Origin of the sequence: Hymenobacter sp. (assembly GCF_036388155.1) — a bacterium.
GTDB lineage: Bacteria > Bacteroidota > Bacteroidia > Cytophagales > Hymenobacteraceae > Hymenobacter.
The window spans coordinates 42479-50602 of record NZ_DASVSI010000094.1; the positions used below are offsets into that span (position 1 = coordinate 42479).

Consider the following 8124-nt stretch of genomic DNA (forward strand, 5'->3'; position numbering starts at 1 on the left):
AGTCGGCTCCGTCCGGTCCGACGCCCTAGGCGTCGGACCGGTTGCCGCAAACACGATACCCACAGGACCGTGGACCGACGACCGGTCGGACGCCTAGGGCGTCGGACCGGCAAGCGACAATCCTAAACCGCTTTAATAAAACAACCAATGGAAAAGCCCTCGGTAGTCGCGAGGGCTTTTCCATTATTACTGAAGTTACAGGAAACTTACCTGCTACACCAACCGCAAGCGGCAGTTTCTGCAGTCATCAACCACCCACCGGGGCCTGAATGGCTGGCGGCGTGGGGTTGTATTCCGCCGTAGCGGTGCGGTGTTCGGCTTTTTTCTTGCCTTGGTCGTCCTTCATGTCTTTGCGGCTGAAGGGGCGAATGATGAGGCGCAGGGCCTGGTCGGAACTGAAGTAGCTAAAGGCCCAGTCGACGAAGGCGACAACCTTGTTGCGGAAGCCTACTAGCGTCATCAAGTGCACGAATAGCCACGTGGCCCACCCGAAAATACCGTTGAAGTGAACGTTGCCGGGCAGGTCGACCACGGCTTTGTTGCGGCTCACGATGGCCATCGAGCCCTTGTTCTTGTACACAAAGTCCACCGGGGTTTCGCCGCGCAGCAGGCGCTGCAGGTTGTCGGCCAGGTGGTCGGCTTGCTGCTGGGCCACGGGCGCCAGCATGGGCAAGCCGCGGGGCATGTCGTCGGTTATCATGTTGGCCACGTCGCCGATGGCGAAGACGTTCGCAAAGCCCTGCACCTGATTCCAGCGATTCACGTTGATGCGCTTGTTGCGGGCCACCACTTCGGCAGGCAGGCCGGGGACTTCGGCGCCGTTCACGCCGGCGGCCCACACCAGGTTTTCGGTCGGAATGAACTCGGTGTCCGAATAGTAGGCCCGGCAGTCTTCGAACTTCTTAATGGAGGTGTTGAGCAGCACTTTCACGCCCAACTCGTCGAGGTAGCGCTTGGCGTCGGCTTGCGAAGCCTTGGACATGGGCCCCAGCAACTCGCCGCCGGCCTCGACCAGGAAAATCTGCATGGCCCGCAAGTCCAGCTCGGGGTAGTCCTTCGGCAGCACGTGCTTGCGCATCTCGGCCAAGGAGCCGCTGATTTCCACGCCCGTGGGGCCGCCGCCCACCACCACGATGTTCATCAGGGCCTGCTTCTCAGTGGGGTTTTCGGTGAGCAGAGCTTTTTCGAAGTTCTGGAAAATGAAGCTTCGCAGGTTCAAGGCATTGGGGATGCTCTTGATTTGCATGGCGTTGCGCTCAATGCTTTCCAGCCCAAAGAAATTGGTGAGCGAGCCGGTGGCCAGCACCAGGTAGTTGTAGTGAATGTCGCCCACGCTGGTGTGCACCGTGTTGGTGGCCGGGTCTACGCGCTGCACGTCGGCCATGCGGTAGAAGAAGTTCTTCTGGCCGGCAAAAATCTTGCGGATGGGGTAGGCAATGCTGTCGGCTTCGAGGGCGCCGGTGGCTACCTGGTAGAGCAGCGGCTGGAAGTTGTGGTAGTTGTTGCGGTCGACTACTACGACTTGCACCGGCGCGTGGCGCAGCGACTTGGCCAGCCGCAGGCCGCCAAAGCCGCAACCGATGATAACCACGCGGGGCTGTGACGAAACGGGGAGATTGGTATCCATAGGACCACAGATTGAACGGATTTCAGCGGATTGAACGGATTTTTTGTGGTTGCCGACTACTTTCAGCTTGACGCTAGCAGCCGGGGCAAAAAGTCCGCGCATCCAGTAGACCAATAACAATCAAGCCGTTAAAAAGGCTTACGGTAGTGGCCCGGCAACCCCAAAAAATCCGTTCAATCCGCTGAAATCCGTTCAATCTGTGGGCTCAGTCGTCGTTGTTTTTCTTCTTGAACTCCCCGTTTTTCACCTGCTGAATCAGCTGCAGCCAGCTGAAGGGGTTGAGCAGCGGGTTGTTGGTGTATTGGTTGGGGGCCATGCCCTGGCGGCGCTCGTAGTCGTACTGCTGCGTCGACATGGCCTGGCGGAAGTTGGCCACCGCGCCCATGGGCTGGGTCCGGAAAATGCGGTTCATCAGCTCCTCGTTCAGGTTGGCCGCGGCGGCGCTGCCGCGCTCGGTGGGCAGGCGCAGGGCCAGAAACGCCTTTTTGAAGTCGCGCTCGGTGGTGTAGGGAAACACGCGCACTTCGCCCAGCAGGGTGGCGTCTTCCTGCATGGTAATGATGACGGAGTAGCTCTGGCGCTGGTAGTCCGCCGGAATGATGATGGTTTGGTTGGTGTAGCCCAGCGAGCGAATCACCACGCTGTCGCCGGCCAGCACGGCCAGCGAAAAGTAGCCGTAGGCGTTCGAGGTGGTGCCGCGGCCGGCCTTGGGCACGTACACCGACGCGCCGGGCACGCCCAGCAGGCTGTCGCCGCTGGCCACGATGCCGGTGAACTGAATCACCTTGCGCTTGCCCTGGGCACGCGCCTCCGGAGCGGCCAGGAACAGCAAGCCCAGCAGGGCCACGGTAAAAAACAAGGAGAAGCGATGAAGGCGCAAGAAATCAGGCATGTTCGAGGAGCAGGTTGACAAATATACGGCGCCGGGTTCGGGGCCGATGGTACCTTTGAACGGAAAGAACGAAGGACGTTCGTCCCTTCCTAGACAGCAGATGCGCTTGAAACATTTCACGGTTGCTTTTGGGCAGCAACTTTTTAAATCTTTGGGCGACGAGAGCCGGGTGCGCATCCTGCATTTGCTGTGGCGCAACCGCGAAATGGTGGTGGCCGATTTGGAGCAAGTGCTCGACTTCACCCAAACCAAAACCAGCCGCCAGCTGGCCTACCTGAAGAATGCCGGCTTGGTGAGCATGCGCCGGCTGGATAACTGGATGTATTACTTTCTGAAAGAAGAGGCGGTGGAACTGCTGCAGGAGTTGCTTGCCTACATGGAAAAGGACCCGCAACTCGTGCGTGACCAACAAGTGTACCAGACCCTGTGGTCGAACCGCGAGCTGGCCGCGTATAAGCTGCAAAACCGGCACTGGACCGGCGAAGAGGGTAGGAGGGTAGGAGGGTAGGAGGAAGAGGCGTCGTAATTAGCCTCATCTGCCGCAGACCCCGATGGTCAGCCCTGCCTGCCCTTTGCCCTCTTACTCTCATAAACTTATAAACTATGGACCGGCGCCTGTTTGTGTGCGTGAAGCAAAAGTCTGGGGTGGGGGAGGACGTGGCCAAAGCCTTGAAAAAGGAATTGCGCGCCCAGGGCTTGAAGAGCCAGGACATCGACGGCAGCAAGTGGCGCAACCACGTGCAAACCTGCAATTGCCTGGACCTGTGTAAGAAGTGTAAGAAGGGGCCCGGCGCAGCCCTCATCGTGTATCCGGAAGGGATAGAATATGGCAACGTGCGCCCCGGCGACGTGGCCGAACTGGTGACCGAACACTTCGGCCGGGGCCGCGTGCTCAAGCGCTTGCACTTGGATTAAGGGTGCAATAAATTCTCGGAAGCGTGTAATTCGAGAACGGCGGCGGGCCGTTTCTAACCGTAATGGTAGCTAATCCGTTGTTAGGCTATCGTAAAGAATCTTATCCCCTACACATGCGCCTCTTTTTTGCAGCTCTGGTCCTTTCCGGGCTGACTTTCGCCGCCGCCGCTCAGCCGGCCGCGCCTTCCGATTCCACCTATGCGGCGTCGGCCAAGGCGCCCGGCGCGGGGCTGGCCCCGTTGGCCAGCCAGGTGCGGGGACCGAAATCGTTCGGTCAGTTGGGAAAAGATGGGCGCCTGACGTTGCTACCCATTCCGGTTATTTTTTACCAAGCCGAAACCGGCCTGGGCTACGGCGCCGGCGGGCTGCTCAGCGGCCGGTTTTCCGAAGACACCCTCACGCGGCCGTCCAACGCCCGGGTGCAGTATTGGCAAACCCAAAAGGGCCAGTCGCTGACGCAGCTGGTGCACACGGTGTACACGCCCGGCGAGAAGTTCTACCTCAACGGCGAAATCAGCGCGTACGATATCCTGCTGTACTACTACGGCGTGGGGCCCAACACTTCCCGCGACGACGAGTCGGAAACGGAGTACAAGCTGTTCATTATCAACCAACGCCTGCAGAAACAGATTGCGCCCAAGCTGTTCTTCGGCGCGCAATACCGCCTCACCAACGTGCGCAACATCTCGGTGCCGGACGGCACAGTAGACGCCGTGGGCACCAACGTGAACGTGTTTTTGCGCGACCCGGAAGTGAGCCCCCGCGAGCGGCAGGACACCCGCGTGTCGGGCCTGGGCCCGGTCATCACCTACGACACGCGCGACGTGCCCCTAGCAGCTTTCAAAGGTGATTTGCTCGACTTTGGCGTCACGTTCAACGGAACCGGGCTGGGCTCCGACTACCGCTTTGTGCGCTACCAGCTCGACGCCCGCCACTTCCAGCCCATCGGTTCCAACCGCACCATTCTGGCCGCCCAGTTTCTGGGGCAGTTACACACCGGCGAAGTGCCGTTTCGGGAGCTGGCCGGCATTGGCGCCAACCTGGGCGGCACGCTTTATAACAACGCCAACTTGCTGCGCGGCATCTACGAGCAGCGCTTCCGCGACCGCCAGATGATAATGTTCCAGGCCGAGCTGCGGCAGAAGCTGTTCTGGCGCATCGACGGGGCCGTGTTCGGCGGCGTGGGCAACGTGGCCAACTCCATCGACAACTTCGGCCTGAGCAACACCAAGTACGCCGGTGGGGCCGGCATCCGCTTCAATTTTCTGCGGCGCGACCGCGTAAACCTGCGCCTCGACTACGCCGCCGGTACTGGCAGCGCCCCGGGCTTCCTCTTCGCCATTGGCGAGGCCTTCTAGAAAATCAGGTCCACGCATTGCGCTGCACAAAAAAGCCTTCCTGCATGCAGGAAGGCTTTTTTGTGCAGAAAAACAGCGGGTGAAGCGTCGGTTGCTGGCGGCCTCAGCGGGCCGCGTAGGCCCGCGGCGTGCGCTGGGCAGTGCCCAATTGCTGGGCCACCAAGTTGAGGCTGCGGCTGGCGCTGGGGTCTTGCAGCACCTGCTGCAGTGCCGCGTTGAGCTTGGCCGACGTGCGGCGGCGCACCCGGCGCCGGCTCAGGTCGAGGCAGACGCCATCGAGCCGCTCCTGGTACAACAGGTGGTCCTGGTCGTTGTAGAAGCGCACGATGGTGTAGTCGCGGGTGGTGAGGTTGGTCTCGGTGTTCCAGTAGCCCGTTGCTGAAGAAGCATTTGGAGCAGTCTGCGCTAGCGCGGTACCGCAGTTGAGGAGCAGAAACAGGGACATGCAGAAAAAGAGGCGCGTTTTCATGAGATGTGAGAGTTAAAGGGGTGATTGAAAGGTGTGTAAAGACGCGAGAGGGGGCGCAGCCGCTGCTTTGGTTAAGGCCGTTCGCCGGCGATGGTGAGCGCACCGAGGAAGTGGTTGGCGGCGTTGACGAAAGCAAAGGAGGGCTTTTCCGGCGGCGTCCGCTTGCTTATTCGCCCAGTGGCTGCCGGGCGCGCCAATACGGTGCGGCACCGAAGACAAATCGTGCTTTTTGTCGTTGGTCGACGGTGGCTGGTCGTTTGTCTATAAAGCTGATTAGTTGCATGATGCCTGTGGGCAAAGCGGTACATTTAGTTCGCGCTACTACACCCATCGGCTATGGCACAGACGAGAAAACGGGGGCTGGCCAAAGCCCTGCACGCGATAGACGAGCATTTCTGGTTGCGCCACGGGCTGTTTTGGCTAACCAGCGGCGGCTTCATGGTGTGGACGTTCCTGCACAGCATCCACCTCACGCCGGCTGGCGCGTGGCGGCGCGCAACACCGTGGTGCTGCAGCTCTCGTTTATGCCGCCCACCTACCTGCTGCTCTACGGCGTGCCGCCCGCCCTCTGGCAAGGCGAGGGAGAGGGGCGCCTGCTGGACCGGCTGGTAGCCGGTCCGGGCTGGCTTATGCGTTGCACTACGCGTTTCGGTATTGGGTAGTCGTGCCAATGAACGAGGACCTCAGGAGCGGTTTTACGGACATTCACCGGGTGTTTTCTTCGGGTTCTCTGATGCCTCCGCTCGTGACCATGGGCGCGGCCGCCAGCCTGCGGGTGTACCGGCAGTGGCAGCAGTAGGACCTTGCCAACGCCCGCCTCGTCCGCGAGAATTATCGGGCCCAGCTGCAACTGCTCAAAACCCAGATTAATCCCCATTTCTTGTTCAGCACCCTCAACAACCTGTATGCGCTAACGTTGCGGCAGGCCGACGAGGCCCCCGAAGTGGTGGCCCGCTTGCTGGGCCTGCTGCGTTTTGTGGTGGAGCAGGGCCACGCCCCGTGGGTGGGCCTGCGCACCGAGCTGCACCTGCTGCGCAACTACTTGGCTTTGCAGCAGCTGCGCTATGGCTCTCGGCTGCGGCTGGAGCTAGCGGTGGGCGAGTTGCCGGCGTCGGGCCGCATTGCGCCGCTGCCGCTGCCGCTGCTGCCATTGCTGGAAAATGCGTTCAAGCACGGTTCGGCCGAGCAGGTGGGGCTGGCCCGCATTCGCCTTGAGCTCGGCGTGGAGAGAGGTTGGTTCACGTGCCGCATCACCAACACCAAAAACGCGGGCCTTGCTCTGGCTTCTTCCGCCGGCATTGGCTTGCGCAACGCGCGGCATCGGCTGCGGTGCTGTCGGAGCTATTATACGCGGCCTTCAAGTACGTGTGGTTGCCGCGCTTATTTGGCGAGCAGCCAGCGTGGCCCTTTCAGTGGAAAATATTGACAGGAAGCTTGAGCTTTGGGTTTTTGCCGTGCTGGCCACGGGTGGACTGCCTTGTGCCGTCAAGGGGGTGAACTACTGGCAGCGGCAGCTGCGCGTGCAGCTTGAGGAGCAGCGGCTGCGCACCGAGCTGGAGTTGCTCAAGTCGCAGCCGCAGCCGCCGTTTCTGTTCAGCACGCTGCGCACGCTGCACGCCCTCACCACCCAGAAGTCGCCGGAGTCGCCCGCGGCGGTGCTGCACCTGTCGGCCTTGTTGCGCTACATGCTCTACGAAAGCCCGCAGGCCGCCGTGCCCCTGGCCGACGAAGTGGACATGATGCGCAACTACGTGGCCCTGGAGCGCCTGCGCCTGGGCGCGGGCATCGACGTGTCGCTCAACTTCAGCGAGCCGCTCGAGCTGCACGCCGTGGCCCCGTTGCTGCTGCCCTTCGTGGAAAATGCGTTTCGGCACGCCACTCAGCCCGCGCTGGAATGCTCGTGGGTGAGCATCGATTTGGTGGCCAAGCCGCATTGCCTTGCCTTCAAAGTCAGCAGCAGCTACCCCAACGTGGGCCCCGAGGTGGCCGCCGCCGACCTGGGCAGCATCCGCGAGCGGCTGGTGCGCCTCTACCCCAACCAGCACGAAATGCGGGTGATGACCGAGCCCGACACCCTGGTGGTGCTGCACCTGCGCTTAACACCCGCCAAGCCAGCCCTCGTCCCCGTGAGCCCAGCTCAGCTCCTGTCCGCCGATTCCTGAACGGCCATGAAACTACAATACTTATTGGTTGACGACGAGCCCCCCGCCCTGGAGGTGCTCGCCGCCCACATCCGGGAAGTGGCCCACCTGGAGCTGGTGGCCTGCTGCGGCAACGCCGTGCAGGCTTTTCACGTGCTGCAAGAACGGCCCATCGACCTGCTGTTTCTCGACATCAAGATGCCCAAGGTGCTGGGCACCGACCTCCTGCGCAGCCTGCGCCACCCGCCGCAGGTCATCTTCACCACCGCCTACCGCGAGTACGCCTACGAGGGCTTCGAGCTCGACGCCGCCGACTACCTGCTCAAGCCCATCTCGCTCGAACGCTTCCTCAAAGCCGTGGCCAAAGCCAGCCCCGTTGCCCCGGCCGCGCCCGCCGCTGCGGCCGCCACCCCGGCCCCGGCCTACGCCGCCAACCCCGAAGCGTTTCTGTACCTGCGCATCGACCGCAAGATGGTGAAGGTGGTGCTGCGCGACATCCTGTACGTGGAAGGGCTGAAGGACTACGTGAAGATTCACCGCCTGGCGGGCCCGCCGCTGGTGGTGAAGCAAACCATCAACGGCATGGGGGAAAAGCGGTCGGTCAGCAATTTCCTGCGCATTCACCGCTCCTTCATCGTGGCCCTGGACAAGATTCGGACCTACAGCGCCCGCCACATCGAAATTGCCCAGCAAGAGCTGCCCATCGGCCCGCTGTTCCGCCC

General features: G+C 61.7%; 11 protein-coding genes. 8 read left to right on the plus strand and 3 right to left on the minus strand.

The genetic code is table 11. The features are described from left to right. Positions 1 to 247: 247 nt before the first annotated feature. Both VF629_RS13095 and VF629_RS13100 read right to left on the minus strand, forming a co-directional pair. Complete coding sequence (locus VF629_RS13095; RefSeq protein WP_331058933.1) at positions 248 to 1627, minus strand: NAD(P)/FAD-dependent oxidoreductase; 1380 nt, start codon at positions 1625 to 1627, stop codon at positions 248 to 250. Positions 1628 to 1832: 205 nt separating this feature from the next. Beyond that, entirely contained in the window at positions 1833 to 2519 is a 687-nt protein-coding gene (locus tag VF629_RS13100; RefSeq protein ID WP_331058934.1) for a carboxypeptidase-like regulatory domain-containing protein, read from the minus strand. Positions 2520 to 2619: 100 nt separating this feature from the next. Between VF629_RS13100 and VF629_RS13105 the strand changes: the two genes are divergently transcribed. The 3 genes from VF629_RS13105 to VF629_RS13115 all read left to right on the plus strand — a co-directional run bounded on the left by VF629_RS13105 (position 2620) and on the right by VF629_RS13115 (position 4792). Then, positions 2620 to 3027, plus strand: coding sequence for a metalloregulator ArsR/SmtB family transcription factor (locus VF629_RS13105; protein ID WP_331058935.1), 408 nt, complete (start codon positions 2620 to 2622; stop codon positions 3025 to 3027). A gap of 95 nt (positions 3028 to 3122) precedes the next feature. Then, a complete protein-coding gene (locus VF629_RS13110) occupies positions 3123 to 3434 on the plus strand; it encodes a (2Fe-2S) ferredoxin domain-containing protein (protein WP_331058936.1) in 312 nt (103 codons plus the stop codon). A gap of 113 nt (positions 3435 to 3547) precedes the next feature. Continuing rightward, complete coding sequence (locus VF629_RS13115) at positions 3548 to 4792, plus strand: BamA/TamA family outer membrane protein (protein ID WP_331058937.1); 1245 nt, start codon at positions 3548 to 3550, stop codon at positions 4790 to 4792. Between the two features lie 103 nt (positions 4793 to 4895). On the opposite strand, the gene VF629_RS13120 is transcribed toward VF629_RS13115, so the two are convergent. Then, positions 4896 to 5261, minus strand: a complete 366-nt coding sequence (locus VF629_RS13120; protein ID WP_331058938.1) for a hypothetical protein — start codon at positions 5259 to 5261, stop codon at positions 4896 to 4898. Positions 5262 to 5704: 443 nt separating this feature from the next. Between VF629_RS13120 and VF629_RS13125 the strand changes: the two genes are divergently transcribed. From VF629_RS13125 to VF629_RS13145, 5 genes are all read left to right on the plus strand, one after another. Continuing rightward, a complete protein-coding gene (locus tag VF629_RS13125) occupies positions 5705 to 5923 on the plus strand; it encodes a hypothetical protein (RefSeq protein WP_331058939.1) in 219 nt (72 codons plus the stop codon). 8 nt (positions 5924 to 5931) lie between these two features. Further along, the gene (locus VF629_RS13130) at positions 5932 to 6060 is read left to right on the plus strand and encodes a hypothetical protein (RefSeq protein WP_331058940.1); all 129 of its coding nucleotides are present in this window, start codon (positions 5932 to 5934) and stop codon (positions 6058 to 6060) included. A gap of 51 nt (positions 6061 to 6111) precedes the next feature. After that, a complete protein-coding gene (locus VF629_RS13135) occupies positions 6112 to 6687 on the plus strand; it encodes a sensor histidine kinase (protein ID WP_331058946.1) in 576 nt (191 codons plus the stop codon). Beyond that, on the plus strand, positions 6662 to 7423 hold the full coding sequence (locus tag VF629_RS13140; protein WP_331058941.1) for a sensor histidine kinase: 762 nt from the start codon (positions 6662 to 6664) through the stop codon (positions 7421 to 7423). Before VF629_RS13135 ends, VF629_RS13140 begins: the two co-directional genes overlap by 26 nt. A 6-nt stretch (positions 7424 to 7429) precedes the next feature. Next, positions 7430 to 8124, plus strand: a 695-nt coding sequence (locus tag VF629_RS13145) for a LytTR family DNA-binding domain-containing protein (RefSeq protein WP_331058942.1), incomplete at its 3' end; no start/stop codon positions are given.